Origin of the sequence: Streptomyces sp. NPDC001604, assembly GCF_042893475.1 — a bacterium.
GTDB lineage: Bacteria > Actinomycetota > Actinomycetes > Streptomycetales > Streptomycetaceae > Streptomyces.
This window is the reverse complement of the sequence record NZ_JBIAUY010000002.1, coordinates 378,889-397,449: the sequence shown is the minus strand read 5'-3', so window position 1 is coordinate 397,449 and position 18,561 is coordinate 378,889. Positions and strand designations below refer to the sequence as shown.

The following is an 18,561-nucleotide window of genomic DNA, read 5'->3' as shown; positions in this document are numbered from 1 at the left end:
GGTGCCTCACAGGGAGAAGGAGGAGGGGCGGATGACCTGGCACGGTGCGTCGAGGACGTCCCGCAGCCGGACGTGGTCCGTGTAGGCGGAACTGTCGCGGTGAACGGCGAGTTGGGCCCGGGTGACCGAGCCAGTGCGCTCGTCGTCCCCGTCGCACAGGAGCAGGTGGTCCACACCGGCACCGGCCATGACGGACAGGGCCACCTCGACGGTCATGTCGTCGAACACACGTAGCTCGATCGCGTCCACGTGGTCGACCCGGGCCATGACCTCGGAAGTGCTCGGGTTTCGATGAGTCTGGATCGGTGTCACAGCTGCCTCCTGCGGTACGGGCGGATTCTCTGAGCGCGACGGGATTGCGTAGGCGGTCCGTCGCCGACCGGCGACGGACCGGCGACATGTCATGCTGCGCGGCGCTTCGCCGCGGACCGGCCCCCGGCGGTGCGCCCCCGTCGGCTCCGGGCCGAGGCCGACCCACCGGACGCCGCCCGGCGAGGAGGCTCCGCGGTCGGCGTGGAGATGACGACCGGGACGCCGGACGGGGCCTTGGCACCGGTGATGCGGCTCAGTTCCGCCTCTCCCGAGCGCACCGCGGTGATCGTCGGGTTGATGCCGGCCGAGGCCATCAGCCGGCTCATGTCACGGCGCTGGCCCGGGGTCACCAGGGTGACGACGCTGCCCGACTCGCCGGCCCGGGCCGTACGGCCGCCGCGGTGCAGATAGTCCTTGTGGTCGCCCGGCGGATCCACGTTGACGACCAGGTCGAGGTCGTCGACATGGATGCCGCGCGCCGCGACATTGGTCGCCACCAGCGCCGTCACCTGCCCGCTCTTGAACTGCGCGAGCGTCCGGGTGCGCTGCGGCTGGGACCTGCCGCCGTGCAGGGCGGCCGCCCGGACACCGCTGCCGAGGAGGTGCTTGGTCAGCCGGTCCACCTCGTGCTTGGTGTCCAGGAAAATGATCACCCGGCCGTCCCGCGCGGCGATCTCGGTCGTCGTGCGGTGCTTGTCCGCCTCGTGCACATGGAGGATGTGGTGCTCCATCGTGGTGACGGTCCCCGCCGACGGGTCGACGGAGTGGACCACCGGGTCGGTCAGATAGCGGCGGACCAGCTTGTCGACATTGCGGTCCAGGGTGGCCGAGAAGAGCATCCGCTGGCCTGAGGGACGCACCTGGTCGAGCAGCGCGGTGACCTGGGGCATGAACCCCATGTCGGTCATCTGGTCCGCCTCGTCCAGGACGGTGACGGCGACCTCGCCCAGTCGGCAGTCGCCCCGGTCGATGAGGTCCTTCAGCCGCCCCGGCGTCGCGACGACGACCTCGGCCCCGTCCCGCAGCGCATGCGCCTGCCTGCCGATCGACATCCCGCCGACCACGGTGGCCAGCCGCAGCCGCACGGCGCGGGCGTACGGGGTGAGCGCGTCGGTGACCTGCTGGGCGAGTTCGCGGGTGGGTACCAGGATCAGGGCCAGCGGCTGCCGTGGTTCGGCTCGGCGGCCCGCCGTACGGGCCAGCACGGGGAGGCCGAAGGCAAGGGTCTTGCCGGAGCCTGTACGGCCGCGGCCGAGTACGTCACGGCCGGCCAGGGAGTTCGGCAGGGTGGCCGCCTGGATCGGGAACGGCACGCTCACGCCTTGGTGGCCGAGCGCGGCCAACAGCGGTGCCGGCATGGCGAGTTCGGCGAACGACTCGACGGCGGGCAGTGCGGGCTCGATCGTCGTGGGCAGCGCGAACTCGCCGCCGGGCGCGGCCTGTCGGCCGTCGTGGAGCTTGGGGCGGCGCCGGGCGCCGGAGCGGTTTGCGGGGGAGCCCTCGAAACGGTCGTAAGGGCGGGTGGCGCGCGTGGTTCGCTGGGGGCGTTGAGCGCGTGAAACGCGTGCTCTGTTCATGTGGATTCTTCCTCGATGCGGGCGCGTATCAAGGAATTCCCGCAGCATGATGAACGGCGCAGAGAATCGCGAGAACGAGCCGAAGACGACAGGGGCGATTTCCCCTGAAAATGCAGCGAGCTGGGGCCCGCACCCCAAGGTGCGGGCCCCAGCTGCGAAGTGTGCGTCGGTGCTGTGGTCAGGCCGGAACGATGTTCTCGGCGGTCGGGCCCTTCTGGCCCTGCCCGATGTCGAACGACACCTTCTGGCCTTCCTGCAGCTCGCGGAAGCCCTGGGCGGCGATGTTCGAGTAGTGGGCGAAGACGTCGGCGCCGCCGCCGTCCTGCTCGATGAAGCCGAAGCCCTTTTCGGCGTTGAACCACTTCACAGTGCCTGTAGCCATGTCATTTCTCCTTCGGAAACGGTGCTCGGAGTTCGCCCTGTGCGTCCTCCGTGTCGCCGCGATGATCAGCCCGTCGGAAAATGAACCTTTTGGCAACCACAACTGCAACCTGTCTCGACAGTAGCACGCGCATTGGGCCACCGGTCGCGAATAATTCCGCTCAGCCGGATAGGTGGGAGAAATATTCCTCCTCCCCCGTGCCTAATTCTCTCTTCGCGGCAACAGATATGTGCCGATCAGCGGGTCAGGAGCGCGTTCGCGCCGAGGTGGAGCGCGGGGTCGGCCGCCGCGGTCATCAGCCGGGAGGCTTCGCCGGCGGACTCCTGGGGCGGGACGACAAGGAGCACGCGGCGTCCGGCGGTGTCGCAGTCCAGCGTGATGACATGCTTCTCGCCGGCGGTTCGGGTCGCTTCCACGGTGATCACTCGGCCGGGTGCCATCACCGTGTGCGGTGCGTCGGGCCATTGAGCGGCGTCCACGGTGACGTACACCGTGCTGCCCAGGTCCGGCTCCAACGCGGCGACGAGTGACGGCAGTTCCAGTTCAAGCGCGTCACAGCGCGGCCACCAGGCTCCGTCCAGAGGGCCGTGGCCGACTCCCGGGGTGAGAGCCAGACGCGGCAGGGGCATTCGGTAGTCGTGCCCGCCGTCAGCGGGCAGGTCTTCGGCAGGCGTTCTGCTGGGTTCCATCGTGCGCTCCCGTCCGGGAGCCGAGGGCGGCTGCCCGCATGGTCACTCGCCGGGAACGGCACCGCCGGTCGCGCTGCGCGAAAAGCCCTCGGTACGTCCAGGCTACGCCTGGGCGGGGAGGAGCGGTTCGAGGAGCGACGCCCTGGCCGGTCAGGCCGGTCACAGCGCCAGAACCGCGCGCACTCTGTTGCCGCCCCCGTCGACCGGATCGATGTCGAAGTGCTGTGCCAGGCACCGCACCATGGCGAGGCCGCGCCCGCTCTCACCCCACGTCGTCAGCGGCCGAACCTCGGCCGGGGCTGCCGTCGTAGAACTCGACGCCGCCGTGCGACGGGCCGGTGTCGTGGTGCGCCGAGAGCGACGCCGACGGGGAGCCGGCGTACGGGCAACTCCTGGTCCGTTCCACGCCACTCCGCCCCGGCGCGTGGACCTGCGGGCCCGTCCGGTGGATTCTCCACGGCCCTCAAGGGGTTCTCACCCGGGGCGAGTCCACCTAGGCTTGCGGCATTCCGCCGTGCACAGGTTTCGTCGGAACGCACGACGGTCGGCAGCCCGTTGGCTGTCTGTGTCCCGAGCCCCGGGCAAGGATCGAGTCTCAGCCTCTGCAGAGCAGTCGGCTTTCGCCACACGTTGTGGTCGGCTCCTGTGCTCGCCACGTCCTGCTTCCCCTCGTCGCGAGACCGGCGCGGTGCCTCCCGCATGCCGTCGCGCGGTCCGATGCGGGGCACACGGCTCCCGATCGCGCGCCCGTGAAGGGGGATTCGGCCGCGCGGGGAGTCCCAGACGGCCGCCGCCGGGGATCTAACGACCGGCGGCGGCCGTCGGAAGACGCTTGCGCGGGCGGACCTGTGGCCGTTCGCGCGCGCAGCATCCGCCCGGTTCAGGCGCGCAGCAGCCGCCCGGTGATCTCCCGGTACTCCCGCAGCGCGAGCCGGAGTTCGGCGGACTGCGTCTCGGGATCCCGGTCCTGCCAGCCCGCGCGCAGGGCGCGCCGACGTTCCGTAAGGGCGTTCACCAGCGCCTCCGTGGCTTCGTCGAAGGCGTTCTCGGCCTCCTCCAGGGCCTCGCCCGGAGCGTCCGCGAAGGTGTTCACGGCGTGTCCGAGGCGCCGGACGATCCTGTCCCGTTCGTCGGTCGGGAGCAGCGGTTCCACGCCCGGGGCGCGGCGCCCGGCGAGGCCCGGGGGCCGGTCGGCGGGTTGTTGGGCGCGTGTCTGGTCGTACATCGTCGTATCCACCGTTCCCGTGGTGATGGGGGCCGTCGCCCGAAGACGCCTTTGGCCTTTTCGGCGGCCTGCTTCAGGCTGCCTGAAGCCCGAACGGCCCTGCCATCACGGCTCTGCGCCGTCCCGTCAGTCAACGTCCGGCGACGATCCGTGTCAACGCGGCACCGGCCCGAGCGCACCGCGCCCGGGGGCCTGACCAGCGGTCTGCGAGGGCTTCCCGGCACGGGGAGTACGGTGGTGGGGAGAAAGAGGGTGCGTCGTGCCCATCCGACAGGTCGTCTCCAGTACGCCACCCATCCAACCACGGGCAGCCCGTGACCCCGGCCGCACCTCCGTCCCAGCGGCCTCCGCCGAGGTCAAGGAGCCCTCACCCACACCGTCGACATCCTGCTCGCCGTGGTCCCCTGCCCGATCAAAACGATCACGGGCAGCCGCATGATCGGTGAGCGCCCCTTTCGCATCAGTCACCACGACCGGGCCACCAGCCTGTGGCCGCCGGGCCCGCTCTCCTTCGGTGAGAGCCCGCACCCCCTCCACCACGCCAACCCCACCAGCGCCCGGCACGGCGCCGACCGCGGTCTGCTCGCCCCGTCGGCCGCAGTCATACGACTCCTCGAACGCCTCGGCGGCTGCATGACGCGCGCCGGCCGACGCAGGTTCGGGCCGCGGCCTGTCGTGCCCGGCGTCAACCATCCCATCGTGCAAGGCAGTTGGCAGGAGCCGTCATGACCACCGCACTGCAGCCCCCGCTTCCCTCCCAGCCCGCCCTGCGCCTGCGTCTGGCCCCGCACAGGGATCTGCCTCGGGCCATCGACGGCGCGTGGTGGCCTCGTTCGTACGACCTCCTCGCCGAACTTCCATTGCTGCTCGCCGGGTTGCCGCACGCGTGGGGCCACATCACCAGCGTCACGGTCAGCGGGGCGACCTGGTCCGCGGTGCCCGGCCGGATGCTCGTCTCCAACCAGGTCGTACGGCTGCGCAGGACACCGGCGGCATCCGCCCCGCGCACCGTCGTCCTGCTCGCCCCCGGCCGGGGGCGCTGGGACCTGCTCGTGGTGCCGCCGGACACGACCGAGGAGGCCGCGGAACCGCTCATGTCGGCCGCCGCGGACGGTCAGGGCTGACCCGGCCGGTGACCGGCTGCCGGGCCGCTCACCTGGCCGCCGGGGCACTGAAGGCCAGGGCGGGGAGCAGGCCGTCACATGCCCGCCGCCGGCCGGTCCGCCGGGCCGGCGCCGGTGTCGTACGACGATGCTGTGCCGTCGGGCTGTTCCGCCGTCATGAGGGCGGACGCGGTCCAGCGCGGGCCCGTGCCGGCGCTCGCGGCAGCCATCAGCCGGGCGGCAGCCGCGTCGGCGGTCTCGGGCGGAACCACCAGCAGGTTCCGGGGGCCCGACGTGCCGGACAGCAGCAGGATCTTGTGCGGATCCAGCTCCGAGGTGAACCAGCCGACCTTCACCACATGGCCGTTGACGAAGATTCTGTGCGGAATGATGGGCCAGTAGCGGGGATTGAAGGCGATCCGGGTGATCCGGCCCCACAGCGGGTCCAGTACGTCGGCCAGCGGGGCGAGTTCCTGTGTCAGGTCACGTGAGTGGGGCCACCAGGCGCCGTCCAGCTCGACGTGTTCCGGGGAAGGGCTCACGGGTCTGAGGGCGAGGCGTGCGGTCGGAGCCCTGAAGGGCATGGCGCTCAGCGGAGGACGGCCGGTGGTCGCGGACATCGTGCGGACCCGTCTCCGGACTCCCTGCGCGTGGGCAGTTGTCCGGCGTCGTTGCTCACCAGGAACGACACCGGCATCGGGGTCGGTGTGCGAAATGCTCCCGATGACCTCACGCTACTCCTCGAACAGGCCGAACGGACCGCCGTCGGCCGTCGCCTCACTCGCGCCGGCTGTCCGCTCCCGGGGAGCGGCTGGTCTCCAGCCAGGACCGCGCCGGCTCCGCCGCCCGCGTCGTGTCCACGACGAGCTCGAGGCGCGTTCCTCCCCCGGCGCCCGCGGGATAGCTGCGCTGCTCGGTCGCCGCGAAGCAACGTCGGAGCACTTCCGCGACACGACGGGCGACCTCGGGTGAGGCCGCGACGATACGTACGTCGGCGTGCCCTTCCGAGGGGGTTTGCCTGGTCTGCTGCATGGCGACCTCGGGGTGTCTGGGCACGGATGAACGGACCGGATGTTCGACTCTACTCCGGCGCGCCTCGCGGCTCACGCGCGTGACCAGCGGCCTTCCCGGCCGCAGTGAGCCGCGGAGTACCGTGGAACGAGGAATCCACTCCGCGCTTCCGCCGGCGGACAGACAGGTGAGTGTGATGCCCGACTCCGACTCCCCGCGTGCGACCAGGCTCCTGCCGGACACGCTCCACCAGGTGGCGAAGCCCGGGACGGCCGTCGTACGGCTGGAGACGACACATGAACGGCAGGGCGTTCTGGACGGGGCATGGTGGCCGCGGTCCCGTGACATCGCAGCCGAGCTGCCCGCCCTGATCACCGCATTGACCGAGTATCTCGGGCCGGTCACCCGCATCGGCCTGGACGCCACCGCCTGGGAGGAACTGCCGACGCGACTGATCGTCGACGACCGCGTCGTCCACATCGACTCCTTCCCGGTCGGCGACGACACCGTCCTCGTCACCAGGGGCGAGGCGGATCACTTCTCTCTCCTCGTGGTCCCGCCGCATGCGGCGCCCGAGGCGGCACGCGCCGCGATGGCCGAAGCGGTACGCGCCGACAACATCACCCAGGCCGCACAGATCCTCATCGACACCGGCACCGGCCGGGTGGAGCCGGGGACGTGACGACGGTCGGTCCGGTGCCGGGATGTCTGTCCGCGTCCGCTGCCGCGCGCTGGACGTCGACCTCATCGACGTGTTGAGCGTGGCACTTGCCGACGGCCTACCGCTCACGGGCTGAGGGCTCGCCTCCGGCCCATCCACGTGAAAGTACAGGTCAGCGCCACACTGAGACGTGGATGAGGCGCCTCCTCAAGGCGCGTATGCCCTTTGCGTGCCCGATCTCGGGGTACCGGAGCACGCCAAAACGCAGCAACAGCTCCGCTATGAAACAAGCCCCAGGCCGTTGACCTGGGGCTTCAAAAAGAGCGGGTGACGAGAATCGAACTCGCGCTCTCAGCTTGGGAAGCGACGGCGCTTGGGGAGCCAGATGGCTTCTGACCTGGGCTTATGTGCTCTGGCGCGGCGTCCGAGGGTGGAGGATCGCACCGCTGTTGACCGTGGTTTACCGGTCTTATGGACACGCTATGGGCACGCCGTCGGCTCGGAGGCGCGGGAGCACGCCACCTTCAACACGGTCAACAAGTGGGCCGCCGGCATCTGCGACACACCCGCCCTGGGCATCCTGTGCGAGGCGCACGGCATGGGCATCCCGACCGCTGTCCTGCCGTACCGGAACTCGGCCCAGGCCGCCCACCCCGCCTACCGCCGAAGTCTGGAGCACCTCCGCGAGACAGCGTGCAAACCGCATGGGCTGGCGGCACGAGCTGTCACTGCGGGCGGCGCCGTGCCGCCTGGCGTAGTGCCAGGGAATCGGGTCGGCGGGCTCACGCCTGTCGCGGGTAGCACCGGACAGGGACTGCCGTTGGTCGCGTGTGACACACGGTGCTCAGAGAACGGGTCGCGCGATTTCAGTGGAGTCGAGCCGCACGAACGGGATGTACCGGCCGTGCAGCCCGCGATTGCGCAGTCGCCGGTGTGGGCGTAGCCGCGGTTGCCGCCGCTTGCCTCGCTCGCGTACACCGCCCGCTCGAACGGCTCGCCATCCTCGATCGGTTGCGTGCACATGCCGCACATGCGCCGGCCGTATGGTCTTCTCGACGTCCCCCGCCCGGTATGGCTTGCCAAGCCTCGTTCACCCATCACAGCTTGACCTGCGCCGCCGGCGGAGTGGTGGAGGCAACGGGCGGTCCGCCAACCACGGTGGGGCCGCAGGCCGTTGCGCCTGCGGCCCCCTTAGGAGGTCGGGATCTCAGGAGGGGTCGCCGTACTGGAGACCGCGTCCGTTGGTGCCGATGTAGACGCGGCCGAAGGTGTCGGGGTCGCCGGTGATGATGCCGATGCCGCCGATGCCGCCCCACTGGTGGGCGTCGTCGTTGACGCGGAGCCAGGTGGCGCCCTTGTCGGTGGAGCGGAACACTCCGGTGACGTCCTTGACGGTGCCGATCAGGTACAGGGCCTGGTAGGAGGCGCCCGATGCGGCCTTGCCGAAGCCGAGGGCGGAGGCGGACTGCACCGAGGAGAGCGTGGTGAAGCTGCGGCCGCCGTCGGTGGAATGCAGCAGCCCCTTGCCGCCGCCGGAGAGCCACAGGTCACCCGCGACACCGGGGACGGCGCTGAGCTTGCCGCTCGGCAGGTTGGATGCGCGGGCACCGAAGGTCGCGCCGCCGTCGGTGCTGGCGTAGAGCGTGCCGTTGTTCAGCGAGTAGAAGGTGTTGGCCGAGGACCGGTCGGCGACGACCACGGCATCGTTGCCGAGACCGTTGACCCTCGACCAGCTCGCGCCCCGGTCGGTGGAGCGGTACGGGGCCTGGCCGGCCTCGGCCCAGACGAACGTGGAGCCGTCCGCCGCGATCGCGATGTGGCCGCTGTCCGCGCTGGGCACCGGCTCGCCCGTGAAGCCGTTCCAGGTGTGGCCGCCGTCGGTGGAGAGGGCGCCGTCCTGCTTGCCGCCCCGGCCGACCCGGACCACCAGCGAGGGGTTGGACTGGGCGAAGTCGACGGAGGTGCTGTTGTACATCTCCGGGTTGGTCAGCCGCCCGGTGGGCTCCTTCGTCAGGTCGTCGTAGACGAAGCCGCCCTGGTCGCCCAGCGAGGTGATGAGGGCGGCGGCGCCGGGCGGGGAGACCGCGTCGTAGTACGCCGTCTCCTCCAGCCCACGGGCTCCGATGAACCAGTGGCTGGTGCCGCCGTTGTCGGTCGCGTTGGCGTCGTTGCTGGCCCAGATGCCGTTGCCGGTGCCGTACAGCACGTGCCCGGAGTCGAACGGGTCGATGCTCAGCGCGGTCATCCAGTGTCCGATGCCGGTGCCGAGGTACGGGGCGATGGAGGCGTTCCGCACGGACTTGTCGGACTGGGTCTTCCAGGTCGCACCGCCGTCGGTGCTGCGGTAGACCTCGTCCTGCGGCCACCAGCGGTCCAGCGTGGTGACCATCACCGTGGACGGCTTCTGCGGGTCGACGGCCAGACCGCCGAAGCCGTAGTTGCCCTGTGACGGCGAGATGTTCTTCCACGCCCCGCCGGCGTACTTCCACACCGAACCGCCCGACACGTTGTTCGGGCCGGTGTTGTTGGAGTACGACACGTACAGCGAGCCGTCACCGGAGAGCACGCCGTGCTGCGGCACCTGGCCGGTGGGCTGCCCGGGGACCGCCTGCCAGGAGTTGCCGCCGTCGGTGGACCGGTACAGGCTGGTGGACCTGTCGGCGACGCCGACGTAGATCGTGTTGCTGCCGGCCGGGCCGTACGTCACGAAGGAGATGCCGGTGCCGAAGCTCGCGCCGTCCTTGACCGGGAACGAGGAGACCTGGCTCCAGGTCTCACCGGTGTCGGTGCTGCGCCACAGGCCGTTCTTGCGGGTGCCCAGCAGCAGGTGGTCGTGGTTCGCGGGGTCGATCACCAGGCGCTCGCCCGCCCCGCGGGCGTCCTCGTTGCCGCCCAGCTTGAACGGCAGGTCGGTGCGCTGGAAGGTGCGGCCGCGGTCGGTGGAGCGCAGGAGCGCCCCGTTGCCGGCCCACTCGTTGGTGTAGGTGCCGGCCGCGAGGTAGAGCCGGTCCGGGTCGACCGGGTCGGTGGCCAGCGACTCGATGCCCAGCAGGTTCCAGTCCTTCTCGCCGAACTGGTCGGTCAGCGGGATCCACTGCTCGGCCCCGGTGTCCCAACGGTACGCGCCACCCATGTCGGTGCGCGCGTACAGCAGGCCCTTCTCCTTCTGGTTGAAGACCAGGCCGGTGACGTACCCGCCGCCCGCCACCGGGGCGTTCTTCCACACATACGGTCCGGCCGCGGCCGTGGTCTGCGCGCTGCCGGTCCCGGACGCCTGGGTCTCGGCTATTTTCACCAGCTTCCACTGCTGGTTGGTGCCGCCCGTGCCCGGATACTGGATGACTGCCGCGCCGTCGGCCGTGGAGCCTCCGGAAACGTCCAGGACCTGGCCGCTCCTACGGGAGGTGAAGGTGACGGCGTCGGAACCGCTCACATCGCTGATCCGCCACTCCTGCGAGGTGGCGGAGCCGTCGGTCTGCTGCTCGGCGGCGGCCGCCTGGGCGGTCGAACCGCCCGCTATGCCCAGCACCTTGCCGCTGTTGCGGTTCACCAGCTCGTAGTAGCCGTCCCCGGTGGACTTCAGCTTCCACTGCTGGTTGGCGGTGTTCTGATCGGTCCACTGCTGGATACGGGTGCCGTCGGCCGTGGAGAAGCCGTTGACGTCCAGCACCTTGCCGCTGCGCACGGAGACCAGCCGGTAGTAGGCGCCGGCGTCGACCGTCGCAGCCTGCGAGTCCTCCTGCATGAACAGGAGATACGGCACGACGATGGCGGGCGCGCCGACCAGCACAGCGGTGGCGGTCCAGCGACGGCGGTGACGCCCGCGGCGCCTGCCGTTCGTGGGGTTGCTCATGGGTAAAGGCTCTCCTTGCGGACTGTGCACGAGGGGGGAGCCGGCCACCGGGCTGGCCGGATCCACTCCCTTGTGGTCGCAGGAGCCGCAAAGGGTTGCCGCGAGCCGAGAACTTCTTGACGGGAGTTTTCCTCCCTGATCACGGCAACCTTTTTGTGCGCGCGGCGGCAACTGACGGGTAACCGGGGCCGGACCAAGGCTCACTGCGCCGAAGCGTCCGCCACCGCGTACATCAGCGCCGTCCAGGACTGCCTCAACGTCCCGCGCTGCACGGGCATCACGGTGTGGGGCATCCGCGACAGCGACTCCCGGCGCGGCCTTGATCGGGCGCATGCGGCGTCACTGTCTGCATGCTCCCTGTGCACCCGAGTCGGCAGAACCGTCACGCAGCGGATTCACTTGCCGATGCTCCCAAGGCGCGTGGGCAGCGTGTTCCCAGCCCTGTCGCGACGTGCCCGACAGGCCGTCCGGTGGTCCGGGCTTCGCCGATCACCCCTTGATCGCCCAGTGGGCCCCGGCGCTCGATCCGGTTCAGAAGGGGTAGTGCGCTTGCTGCGTGGCGATGGTCACCCAGCGGGTGTTGGAGAACGCTTCGATCCCCCACCGGCCGCCGAAGCGCCCATACCCGGATGCCTTCGCTCCACCGAACGGGGCTTGCGGCTCGTCGGCCACCGACTGGTCGTTGATGTGCACGATGCCCGTACGGATCCGGCGCGCCACCGTCAGTCCGTGCGTGGCGTTCTCCGTGATGATGCCGCAGGTCAGGCCGTTGTCGGTGTCGTTGGCGAGGGCCACCGCGGTGTCGTCGTCGGTGAAGGTCTCGATCACGCAGAGCGGGCCGAACGCCTCCGCGTGGTAGAGGTCCGCGTCCCTCGGGACATCGGTGAGGACGGTCGCCGGATGGACCGCGCCGTCCGCTTCACCGCCGCCGACCAGGACCTTCGCGCCCTTGGCCACGGCGTCCGCGACCAGGTCGGCCACCCGCCGGGCGGCTCGCGCACTCACCAACGGGCCCACGACCGTGTACGGCTCCCCGGGGTCGCCGGCCGGCAGCGAACCCGCCTTCGCGGTGAACTTCCGGGTGAACTCCTCCGCCAGGGACTCGTGGACGAGGATCCGGTCGCCGGACATGCAGATCTGCCCGGCGTTCATGAACACGCTGAACGTCACGGCGTCCACGGCGTAGTCCACGTCCGCGTCGTCGAGGACGAGCACCGCGTTCTTGCCGCCCAACTCCAGTACGGCGGGCTTGAGGTGACGGGCCGCCAGCTCACCGACGATCCGCCCGACAGCGGTGGAGCCGGTGAAGTTCACCGCCCGCACCCGCTCGTCGGCGACCAGCGTCTCGGCGATCTCGGCAGCGTCCTCACGGGCGTTGGTGATGACGTTGAGCACGCCGTCCGGCAGCCCGGCCTCCCGCAGCACGTCGGCGACCAGCAGCCCACAGGCGATCGGCGCGTCCTCGCTCGCCTTGACGACGACCGTGTTGCCCGCGGCCAGCGGCGCCGCCACGGCGCGCACGCCCAGGACGACCGGCGCGTTCCAGGGCGCGAACGCCGCGACCACGCCCAGTGGTTCGCGTACCGCCAGGCCCAGCGCGCCCTGCTCCTGTGCGCTGAGCACCTCACCGCGCGGAGCGGTGACCCCGGCTGCCGCCTCACGCAGGATGTTCGCCGCCAGCCCCACGTTGAAGAACGCCCATGGACGTGTGCCGCCCGCCTCCTGCGCCATGAGGTCGGCGACCTGTGCGCCGCGCCCGTCCAGCAGGTCGGCTGCCTTGAGGAAGATCGCCCGACGGGCGAAGGGGGCCAGCGCGGCCCACGCCTCGAAGGCTGCGTCGGCCGCGTCCACGGCACGTACGACGTCCTCGGGGCCGGCGGCGGCGACGGTGGCGTACACCTCCCCGGTGAAGGGGTTGATGTCGTCGGTGGTCCGGCCGGAGGCGGCGGGCACGTCTTTGCCGGCGATGTACAGGTCTCGGGTGATGGCCATGGGGTCGTTCTCCTTGCTACGTAGCGCCGTTGATACGCGTTCTTGTGTGGTGATACGTGGCGGGCCTGGTCAGGACGGTTGAGCCACGGCCTGGTCGGTCAGTTCGGAGGCGCCCGCCTCGACACGGTCGGCGGGTTCGCCGGTAGCGGCGGGGCCCTTATGGTCCGCCCATGCAAACCACCCTCTCCCGGCTCGCCGCCGGGACGCTCGCCGACGTGTCCTCGAGGAGGTGGACGGCCGCGGACCGTCCAGGGCGGTCCGGCTTCGCCTCGGAAGGGGAGCTCGGGGACGTGCCGGCGACGTGTCCGGAGTCTCGCATTGCGAAACAGTCCTGGAGCTGTACGCGGGCAAGGGCCCCGATGGTCTCGTGTTCCTCGGCGAGAAGGGCGCTCCATTCCGCCGGAGCACGTTCGGCCGGAAGTGGCGCAAGGCCCGCATGGCCGTCGGCATGCCGCAGGGCTTCTTCCGCTTCTACGACCTTCGCCACACCGGACACACGCTCTCGACCCGCTCGGGCGCGACTCTCAAGGACACGATGGTCCGCGCCGGCCAGTCCTCCGAGAAAGCGGCGCTGATCTATCAGCACTCCGATGACGACCGACAGCAGGAAGTTGCAGCCGGTCTCGACGCGACCGTACGCAAGGCACGCCAGGAAGCTGCTGCCGTGCCAGAACCGCAGATCCCCGACTCCGACGATCAAGCATCTGGCACGAATCTGGCACGCGACCACTGATCACAGCGGACAGCAAAAAGGCCCGGGTCTCTGACCTGGGCCTTAATCATGGAGCGGGTGACGAGAATCGAACTCGCGCTCTCAGCTTGGGAAGCGACGGCGCCTTGGGCGGCTGTATGGCTCTGACGTGCGCAGATGGCTTTCGCCTGGACGGTCCTGCGGGTCGGATCACACCGCTGTTGACCGTGGCTGTCCGCTCTTACGGGCACGCTATGGGCACGGGGTGCGCAGACCGTGGGAAGAGTGCCTGCTCGGACGGGCACGGTGTTGAGTTGGGCCCGGCCAGACGTCCAGTCGGGAACGCCTTTGCGCGTGCACAGAGCCTGGAGGAAGCCCCTGACGAGCCTGGAGGAAGCCCCTGACGAGGAGGCCCATGACGCTGCAAGGCCGACGGCCGCGCATGCCGGAGCCAGAGGACCGGGTCTCCCTGCTGGTACGGGTCGCCTACCGGCCCGTACCTGGCATGGATCAGGGCGTTGTCATCCAACGGGCGTTGGATCCGGGCCCGCGCTTCGGCACGGGTCTCACATACCGGTGTGGCGACCGCGACCTGGATTTCGTTGACTCGCTCCTGCTTCCAGCCGTACAGAATGTCGGCGGGGTAGGGGTCCGGAGCTTTGTCGATCGTCGTGTGGCAGTTGGCGCACAGCAAGATCAGATTTCGGTGATGCGCGCGGGCCTCGGCGGAGACCTCCGACAGAGGTACTGCGCGCGGGCCGACGGGGGAGGCCGGGATGATGTGGGCGAGTTCAGCGAAATCCACGTCGAGATCATCGGGGAACAGGTACGTCCGGCACTTGGGATTTCCTCAGACCACCGGATGGGCCACGAGCGGCGGCTCTGCTCGGCGGCCATCGGCCTGGGCAGCCCCGACCTGGGCGTCGCCACCACGGCCGTCGTCCTCTACCTGGGTGCGGTCCAGAGTGTGGAGCTCCGCTTCGTTGGTGCCGGGGAGTGCGGCTCGCGGTCGCCGGTTTTGGTCACCGAGCCGGGCTGCCGTTGGGAAGGGGGACCCGGCCGAGGAGGATGGACACGACCTCGGCAGCTCCTCACCGGTGCAGAGCGTCGGGGGACAGGCGGCGGGTGAGGAAGGAGCGGGCCAGGTCGTGCAGCAACTGGCCGTGGGCGGCGGCGTGTGCGCGCAGCCGCAGCAGGGCCTGGTCGATCGGGATGTCGAGTGCGGCGGCGAGGTAGCCGGTGGCCTGGTGGACTTCGGCACGGTAGAGCCGCAGGTCGGCGCCCGGTGCGGTGCCGCCGGTCGGATCGCAGAATTGGGTGACCAGTACAAGCAGCAGGATCTGTGCCAGCCCGTGCAGGGCGTCGAGGCAGGCCGGGGTGAGCGGGCCGGGGGTGGTGCGGTGGCCGGTGAGGACCCCTGCGGTGGTGGCCCCGATCTGCAGGGGCAGCGCCACGATCGTGCGGGCCGGGGTGCGGGCGGCGGCCGGCAGGAACAGCGGCCAGCGGGCCGGGTGCGCAGCGTGCAGATCCGGTTCGGTCACCGTCCGGCCCTCCCGGGCGGCCTGGAGGGTGGGGCCGTCGCCGAGGGTGTACTGCAGGGTGTCGAGATCGATACCCAGACCCTGCGGCGGGTCTGCCCACAGCAGTTCGGGCCGGCCGTCCCGGGTGACGGCGTTCAGGGTGAAGGCGTGCAGCCCGAACAGGCGAGCGCTGCCAGACGGCAGTGCTCGCGACGGTCCCTCTCCGGCGCGGACCGCGGCGCGCGCACGGGCCAGTAGATCGGTCAGGGCGTCGTCGGGTCGCGGGACACTCCGGGATCCGGTGTCCTCCGTGTCGCGAGGCACGTCACTGGATGATAGTGAGTTCGGCCGGGATGTCCCCCCGCACGACCTGGTGGGCCAGGTCGGTGAGTTTCTGCCGTCGGCAGCGGGCGTGCCCGCGCAGCCGTCCGAAGGCGTCGTGCACGTCGATCCCGAGCCGGGCGGCCAGCACGCCCTTCGCCTGCTCGATCACGATGCGCGACTGCAAGGCGGTCTCCAGCTGGGCGATGGTCTCGTCCCTGGAGATCAGGCCCTGGCGGTGGTGCAGACAGGCCCCGGCGGCATCGGCCAGCACCTGCGCCCGCTGCAGACCGTCAGGTGTGATCGGGCGTGGCCCGCCATGCAGCAGGTTCAGGGCACCCGGTGTGTGCTGGGCGACGCGCAGTGGTACGGCGGCGACACTGGTGAAACCCGCGGCCGCCGCCCAAGGGGTGAAGCCGGGCCAGCGCTGCGATCCGGGGCCGCCCGGGTGCAGCGAGACCGGTTCGAGCATGCTTCCGGTGCGCGCGCTGTCCACGCAGGGGCCCTCACCCAGGTCGAGCTGAGCCTCCTCCAGACGCCCGCACGCCTCGTCGGAAGCGGTCAGGTAGTCGACCCGGCCGGTCCCGTCGAGGACGGTGACACCGGCCGCGTACACGCCCGCGAACCTCATCGCATACGCCGTCAGATCGTGCAGCATTTCCAGGACATCGAAACCGTCCGTGCGCGAGCCCAGATCGAGCACGGCCCGGGCCAGCAGAACATCGTGGGGCACGGCAGACATCACAAAGATCCGTTCCGTCGCCTCCCGGGACGCACGGCGAGCAGATGCCGGGGTACAGACACACCCGAAGAGGCCACCGTTTGAAGGGTTCGGCTGATGGCAGCCGTGTCATGCCCGCTGACGGAACGCTCCGAATCTCGCCTCGTTTCCTGTCCACCGTCCGAGCCGCCCCTCACGACCGGATCCACGGCCCGGGCAACTCACGGTACGCAGCCCAGCGTATTACCGCGTCCGTATCAAAGCCTTCGCCGCATTCATATCGGCGAAGTCGATGGCCTACGTCGCCCACAGCCGACTGCCCGGCCCAGCCAAGTCCAGGCAATGGTTCCGAGCGCCGTTCTTCGGCGTACTCCCGCTACGTCCAACCGTCGAGTGACACCTGAGAGCCCCCGCGGAGACAGTCGTGGAGGGCGCTTGCGGCGACCCGTGGGGGCTTCGGTGTCAACTGATCGCGCAGGTCGCCCGCGCGCAGTTCGCCCTGGGGGACATGGCGTTGGAGGAACCCTGCCAGAGCCGGAACATCAACCTTGCCCGGCAATTCCGTACCGGCACCGGCAAGCGGGGCCGGAGACCCCGCGATCTGGGATGTGATCCTGATGGACACCCCTCGGAACGGCACCCCCAAACTGCGGCGCAAAGCCGGCCCCCCGGGGCCGTCCGGCAAATCGGCCGGTCGACCGCCTGAGCGCACACGCCGCGGGTCTCACGCCGTACCCGGAGTAGCGTGGTCGGGGCGAGGTGAATTCTGCTCGCATCGGATCCCGAACGGGTGGTCCACGATGGCCGACTCCGACGCATCCCCTGGTTCCGGGGAGCTGCCGAGTGGTGTGCACCATGCCGTGCGGCCAGGGAGTGCACTGCTCCGGCTGGAGACGACGGCATCGCGCGAAGGCATCCTCGACGGGGCGTGGTGGCCACGGTCGCGTGACATCGGTGCCGAGCTGCCCACGCTGCTGAGCGCCCTCACCGAGCACCTGGGGCCTGTGATCCGCGTCGGGCTGGATGCCACGGCCTGGGAGGGGCTCCCGACACGGATCGTCGTCGGTGACCACGTGGTACACGTGGACTCCTTCCCGGTGAGTGACGACACGGTCCTGATCACCCGGGGCGAGGGTGACCTCTTCTCGCTGCTGGTGGTCCCACCGGACACGCCTCCCGAGGCCGCCCGCGCGGCGATGGCACAGGCTGCCCTGGCCGGCAACGTCAGCGAGGCGGGGCAGATCCTCATCGACACGGGAAGCGGTGAGAGGCCGTCCGGCTGACCTTCGTCGTGGCCGCTGGTGCGGTCAGCCGCGCCACTCCACCAGGAGCAGCGTCGCGTCGTCCGTCGTCTGTCCGCCCCGCGCCCGCTTGAGGGTGTGCGACAGGGAGCGCGCCACCGCCCGCACCCCGCGGCCCGTTCTCTCCAGCCGGTTCACCCAGTCGATCAGCTGGTCCTCCCCGAACTGTTCCTCACCAGCCGTGTGCTCCTCGATCAGCCCGTCGGTGAAGCAGAGGACGCGGTCTCCGCGCTCCAATCCCAGCTCGGTCACCTCCGGCGCCGGTCCGCCCAGGCCGACCGGAAGGGTCGTGGGGGCGAGCAGCCGACGCACGACGCGGTGATCGCGTACGAGTATCGGTGGCGGGTGGCCCGCATTGACCAAGTGCACCCGCCCCGTGGTCGTGTCCAGCCGCAGCATCTGGGCGGTGACGAAGTGGTCCGGGCCGAACTGGTGTGCCACGGCTGCGTCCATGGCGGCGTAGATCTCCGACAGGCCGGTGCCGAGGCGGCGGGCGTGACGGTAGGCGCCGATGGCCACGGTGGCCATGGTGGCCGCACCCAGGCCGTGCCCCATCGCGTCGATCATGGCCACGTGGAGGACGTCGCCGTTGAGGGCGTAGTCGAAGCTGTCTCCCGCCACGTCGTAGGCGGGCTCCAGTATTCCGGCCACGGCGACCCGCGGCATGATCATGGCCAGAGGCGGCAGCAGGGACCACTGGATCTCGGCGGCGACGCTCATCGGTTCTCCACGGCGGGTTGAGAAGAACAGGTCGGAGTAGCCGTGCTTGGTCACCAGCAGGTCGGCGACCAGGCCGGAGAGCCTGGCCAGCAGCCTTCGGTCGTCGTCATCGACCCGGTCCAGCGTCACGGACATGACGCCCACCTGGTCTCCGCCGTCCAACAGCGGCAGGTGGATCCGTACACCGTCGTCCTCGGGCACCTCGACGGGCCGGCCATCGAGAAAGCACCGGCCCGCGGCGGAGGCATCGATGTCCTGTGCATCCCCGCCCGCGAGGCCCTCACCGCGCAGAGGTACGAGCAGCAACTGGCCGTAGTCCTGGAGCAGCACCTGCGGACGGCGGCCCCCCAGCCGCTCCACCACGTCGGCGACCAGCGGGCCGATGAGGTGGGGCGGGAGCTCGTGCGCCCGGTCGAGAACCGCCCCCAGGAGGGCTTCCCCGAAGCTCTCGGAGCGGTCCGTGCCCGGTGCGGCCGTCATCC

Annotated in this window: 18 protein-coding genes and 4 pseudogenes; 8 read left to right on the top strand and 14 right to left on the bottom strand. The window is 70.4% G+C overall.

Annotated elements, in window-relative coordinates; all coding sequences use genetic code 11:
• Window positions 1–6 precede the first annotated feature (6 nt).
• The 6 genes from ACFY1E_RS07010 to ACFY1E_RS06985 all read right to left on the bottom strand — a co-directional run bounded on the left by ACFY1E_RS07010 (window position 7) and on the right by ACFY1E_RS06985 (window position 4,185).
• Window positions 7–312 (bottom strand): CBS domain-containing protein, encoded by a 306-nt coding sequence (locus tag ACFY1E_RS07010; protein ID WP_389072379.1) that lies wholly within the window; start codon window positions 310–312, stop codon window positions 7–9.
• An 89-nt stretch (window positions 313–401) separates the two neighbouring features.
• On the bottom strand, window positions 402–1,889 hold the full coding sequence (locus ACFY1E_RS07005; RefSeq protein ID WP_389072377.1) for a DEAD/DEAH box helicase: 1,488 nt from the start codon (window positions 1,887–1,889) through the stop codon (window positions 402–404).
• 178 nt (window positions 1,890–2,067) lie between these two features.
• Complete coding sequence (locus ACFY1E_RS07000; RefSeq protein WP_351473518.1) at window positions 2,068–2,271, bottom strand: cold-shock protein; 204 nt, start codon at window positions 2,269–2,271, stop codon at window positions 2,068–2,070.
• A gap of 236 nt (window positions 2,272–2,507) precedes the next feature.
• Window positions 2,508–2,960, bottom strand: coding sequence for a DUF5994 family protein (locus ACFY1E_RS06995; protein WP_389072375.1), 453 nt, complete (start codon window positions 2,958–2,960; stop codon window positions 2,508–2,510).
• Between the two features lie 262 nt (window positions 2,961–3,222).
• Window positions 3,223–3,366 carry a hypothetical protein gene (locus ACFY1E_RS06990; RefSeq protein ID WP_389072372.1) on the bottom strand — a complete coding sequence of 48 codons (144 nt, stop codon included), beginning with the start codon at window positions 3,364–3,366 and terminating at the stop codon, window positions 3,223–3,225.
• Window positions 3,367–3,840: 474 nt separating this feature from the next.
• Window positions 3,841–4,185, bottom strand: a complete 345-nt coding sequence (locus tag ACFY1E_RS06985; RefSeq protein WP_351473573.1) for a hypothetical protein — start codon at window positions 4,183–4,185, stop codon at window positions 3,841–3,843.
• Between the two features lie 396 nt (window positions 4,186–4,581).
• Between ACFY1E_RS06985 and ACFY1E_RS06980 the strand changes: the two genes are divergently transcribed.
• Both ACFY1E_RS06980 and ACFY1E_RS06975 read left to right on the top strand, forming a co-directional pair.
• Window positions 4,582–4,914, top strand: coding sequence for a hypothetical protein (locus ACFY1E_RS06980; protein WP_389072370.1), 333 nt, complete (start codon window positions 4,582–4,584; stop codon window positions 4,912–4,914).
• Window positions 4,911–5,309, top strand: coding sequence for a DUF5994 family protein (locus ACFY1E_RS06975; RefSeq protein WP_389072367.1), 399 nt, complete (start codon window positions 4,911–4,913; stop codon window positions 5,307–5,309). Before ACFY1E_RS06980 ends, ACFY1E_RS06975 begins: the two co-directional genes overlap by 4 nt.
• Before the next feature lie 74 nt (window positions 5,310–5,383).
• On the opposite strand, the gene ACFY1E_RS06970 is transcribed toward ACFY1E_RS06975, so the two are convergent.
• A complete protein-coding gene (locus ACFY1E_RS06970) occupies window positions 5,384–5,872 on the bottom strand; it encodes a DUF5994 family protein (protein WP_389072364.1) in 489 nt (162 codons plus the stop codon).
• 193 nt (window positions 5,873–6,065) lie between these two features.
• Window positions 6,066–6,320: a hypothetical protein gene (locus ACFY1E_RS06965; protein ID WP_389073348.1), complete on the bottom strand. Its 255-nt coding sequence runs from the start codon at window positions 6,318–6,320 to the stop codon at window positions 6,066–6,068.
• Between the two features lie 175 nt (window positions 6,321–6,495).
• Here ACFY1E_RS06965 and ACFY1E_RS06960 point away from each other — a divergent pair, with 175 nt between their 5' ends.
• Both ACFY1E_RS06960 and ACFY1E_RS06955 read left to right on the top strand, forming a co-directional pair.
• Window positions 6,496–6,981 (top strand): DUF5994 family protein, encoded by a 486-nt coding sequence (locus tag ACFY1E_RS06960; RefSeq protein ID WP_389072362.1) that lies wholly within the window; start codon window positions 6,496–6,498, stop codon window positions 6,979–6,981.
• Window positions 6,982–7,477: 496 nt separating this feature from the next.
• Window positions 7,478–7,699, top strand: a pseudogene (locus ACFY1E_RS06955) (flavoprotein); the annotation flags it as partial.
• 468 nt (window positions 7,700–8,167) lie between these two features.
• Here the strand turns inward: ACFY1E_RS06955 and ACFY1E_RS06950 are convergent.
• Window positions 8,168–10,813 carry an RICIN domain-containing protein gene (locus tag ACFY1E_RS06950; protein ID WP_389072359.1) on the bottom strand — a complete coding sequence of 882 codons (2,646 nt, stop codon included), beginning with the start codon at window positions 10,811–10,813 and terminating at the stop codon, window positions 8,168–8,170.
• A 207-nt stretch (window positions 10,814–11,020) separates the two neighbouring features.
• Between ACFY1E_RS06950 and ACFY1E_RS06945 the strand changes: the two are divergent.
• Window positions 11,021–11,128 (top strand): annotated as a pseudogene (locus ACFY1E_RS06945) (endo-1,4-beta-xylanase); the annotation flags it as partial.
• 216 nt (window positions 11,129–11,344) lie between these two features.
• Here the strand turns inward: ACFY1E_RS06945 and ACFY1E_RS06940 are convergent.
• On the bottom strand, window positions 11,345–12,805 hold the full coding sequence (locus tag ACFY1E_RS06940; protein WP_389072357.1) for an aldehyde dehydrogenase family protein: 1,461 nt from the start codon (window positions 12,803–12,805) through the stop codon (window positions 11,345–11,347).
• Window positions 12,806–13,136: 331 nt separating this feature from the next.
• Here ACFY1E_RS06940 and ACFY1E_RS06935 point away from each other — a divergent pair.
• Window positions 13,137–13,538 (top strand): annotated as a pseudogene (locus ACFY1E_RS06935) (site-specific integrase); the annotation flags it as partial.
• Between the two features lie 199 nt (window positions 13,539–13,737).
• Here ACFY1E_RS06935 and ACFY1E_RS06930 read toward each other — a convergent pair.
• On the bottom strand, window positions 13,738–14,301 hold the full coding sequence (locus tag ACFY1E_RS06930; protein ID WP_389072355.1) for an HNH endonuclease: 564 nt from the start codon (window positions 14,299–14,301) through the stop codon (window positions 13,738–13,740).
• 57 nt (window positions 14,302–14,358) lie between these two features.
• Between ACFY1E_RS06930 and ACFY1E_RS06925 the strand changes: the two are divergent.
• Window positions 14,359–14,445 (top strand): annotated as a pseudogene (locus ACFY1E_RS06925) (YdcF family protein); the annotation flags it as partial.
• Window positions 14,446–14,587: 142 nt separating this feature from the next.
• Here the strand turns inward: ACFY1E_RS06925 and ACFY1E_RS06920 are convergent.
• On the bottom strand, window positions 14,588–15,340 hold the full coding sequence (locus ACFY1E_RS06920; protein ID WP_389072352.1) for a GAF and ANTAR domain-containing protein: 753 nt from the start codon (window positions 15,338–15,340) through the stop codon (window positions 14,588–14,590).
• Between the two features lies 1 nt (window position 15,341).
• The gene (locus tag ACFY1E_RS06915; RefSeq protein ID WP_389072350.1) at window positions 15,342–16,079 is read right to left on the bottom strand and encodes a GAF and ANTAR domain-containing protein; all 738 of its coding nucleotides are present in this window, start codon (window positions 16,077–16,079) and stop codon (window positions 15,342–15,344) included.
• 779 nt (window positions 16,080–16,858) lie between these two features.
• On the opposite strand from ACFY1E_RS06915, the gene ACFY1E_RS06910 reads away from it, so the two are divergent.
• Window positions 16,859–17,341 carry a DUF5994 family protein gene (locus tag ACFY1E_RS06910; RefSeq protein WP_389072347.1) on the top strand — a complete coding sequence of 161 codons (483 nt, stop codon included), beginning with the start codon at window positions 16,859–16,861 and terminating at the stop codon, window positions 17,339–17,341.
• 24 nt (window positions 17,342–17,365) lie between these two features.
• Here ACFY1E_RS06910 and ACFY1E_RS06905 read toward each other — a convergent pair whose 3' ends face one another.
• On the bottom strand, window positions 17,366–18,559 hold the full coding sequence (locus tag ACFY1E_RS06905) for a PP2C family protein-serine/threonine phosphatase (RefSeq protein ID WP_389072345.1): 1,194 nt from the start codon (window positions 18,557–18,559) through the stop codon (window positions 17,366–17,368).
• Window positions 18,560–18,561 lie beyond the last annotated feature (2 nt).

What these genes read in the sequence shown, in the direction of transcription:
- ACFY1E_RS07005 (WP_389072377.1), bottom strand. Translation starts at nt 1,889, where the DNA reads ATGAACAGAGCACGCGTTTCACGCGCTCAACGCCCCCAGCGAACCACG.
- ACFY1E_RS07000 (WP_351473518.1), bottom strand. Translation starts at nt 2,271, where the DNA reads ATGGCTACAGGCACTGTGAAGTGGTTCAACGCCGAAAAGGGCTTCGGC.
- ACFY1E_RS06995 (WP_389072375.1), bottom strand. Translation starts at nt 2,960, where the DNA reads ATGGAACCCAGCAGAACGCCTGCCGAAGACCTGCCCGCTGACGGCGGG.
- ACFY1E_RS06985 (WP_351473573.1), bottom strand. Translation starts at nt 4,185, where the DNA reads ATGTACGACCAGACACGCGCCCAACAACCCGCCGACCGGCCCCCGGGC.
- ACFY1E_RS06975 (WP_389072367.1), top strand. Translation starts at nt 4,911, where the DNA reads ATGACCACCGCACTGCAGCCCCCGCTTCCCTCCCAGCCCGCCCTGCGC.
- ACFY1E_RS06970 (WP_389072364.1), bottom strand. Translation starts at nt 5,872, where the DNA reads ATGCCCTTCAGGGCTCCGACCGCACGCCTCGCCCTCAGACCCGTGAGC.
- ACFY1E_RS06965 (WP_389073348.1), bottom strand. Translation starts at nt 6,320, where the DNA reads ATGCAGCAGACCAGGCAAACCCCCTCGGAAGGGCACGCCGACGTACGT.
- ACFY1E_RS06960 (WP_389072362.1), top strand. Translation starts at nt 6,496, where the DNA reads ATGCCCGACTCCGACTCCCCGCGTGCGACCAGGCTCCTGCCGGACACG.
- ACFY1E_RS06950 (WP_389072359.1), bottom strand. Translation starts at nt 10,813, where the DNA reads ATGAGCAACCCCACGAACGGCAGGCGCCGCGGGCGTCACCGCCGTCGC.
- ACFY1E_RS06940 (WP_389072357.1), bottom strand. Translation starts at nt 12,805, where the DNA reads ATGGCCATCACCCGAGACCTGTACATCGCCGGCAAAGACGTGCCCGCC.
- ACFY1E_RS06915 (WP_389072350.1), bottom strand. Translation starts at nt 16,079, where the DNA reads ATGTCTGCCGTGCCCCACGATGTTCTGCTGGCCCGGGCCGTGCTCGAT.
- ACFY1E_RS06910 (WP_389072347.1), top strand. Translation starts at nt 16,859, where the DNA reads ATGGCCGACTCCGACGCATCCCCTGGTTCCGGGGAGCTGCCGAGTGGT.
- ACFY1E_RS06905 (WP_389072345.1), bottom strand. Translation starts at nt 18,559, where the DNA reads ATGACGGCCGCACCGGGCACGGACCGCTCCGAGAGCTTCGGGGAAGCC.